Below are 852 nucleotides of genomic sequence, written 5' to 3'. Positions count from 1 at the left end.
TCCTGAAAAGGAGGGGGTGGTGAAGACTTTCTCTTGGGAGGATATTGAACCGGCTTCTTTTCCGATGCGGAATCTTCCGAAATTCGATGCCATTATCCATCTGGCTGGCAAAGCCCATGATACGAAGAACCGGTCTGCCGCGCAGGTATATTTTGATATCAATACGGGACTGACCCAAAAGATATTTGATTTCTTTCTGGAATCGTCCGCGAAGAAGTTCGTATTCTTCAGTTCTGTGAAAGCCGCTGCCGACAGCGTGGAGGGTGATATGCTGACTGAAGATGTGGTGCCTGCTCCGATAGGGCCTTACGGGGAGAGCAAGATTGCTGCGGAAGATTATATAAAGGAACGTTTTATTTTGCCTACCACCTCCCCCCTCGGATACTCCTCCTTCGAGAAGGAGGAGAATGAAAGGCGTTCGGACAAGCGGGTTTATATCCTTCGTCCCTGCATGATTCATGGTCCCGGCAATAAAGGGAATCTGAATCTTCTTTATAATGTGGTGAGGAAAGGCATTCCCTGGCCTTTGGGGGCTTTTGATAACCGAAGGTCTTTTACTTCGATAGACAATCTCTGCTACGTGGTGGAAGGGCTGCTGACCAAGGAGGTGGCGAGTGGCATCTACCACATGGGAGACGACGAGGCCTTGTCCACGAATGAGCTGATAGCTTTGATGTGTCGGGCTTTGGGGCGTAAGCCGCATATCTGGAAGATAAACAGAGGATTGATGGAGTTCTGTGCCCGTGTCGGGACTTTGCTTCATTTGCCTTTGAATGCGGAGCGCCTGCGCAAGCTGACTGAGAATTATGTGGTGAGTAATGCGAAGATAAAGGGCGCGCTGGGAATTGACCG

Annotated in this window: 1 protein-coding gene; it reads left to right on the top strand. The window is 50.0% G+C overall.

Annotated elements, in window-relative coordinates:
* Positions 1–852, top strand: an 852-nt coding sequence (locus tag HU824_RS19450) for an NAD-dependent epimerase/dehydratase family protein (RefSeq protein ID WP_176469745.1), incomplete at both ends; no start/stop codon positions are given.

Origin of the sequence: Bacteroides sp. L10-4 (assembly GCF_013373675.1) — a bacterium.
Taxonomy (GTDB): Bacteria; Bacteroidota; Bacteroidia; order Bacteroidales; family Bacteroidaceae; genus Bacteroides; species Bacteroides muris.
The sequence above is the reverse complement of the archived record's forward strand: the minus strand, read 5'-3'. Positions and strand labels throughout refer to the sequence as shown.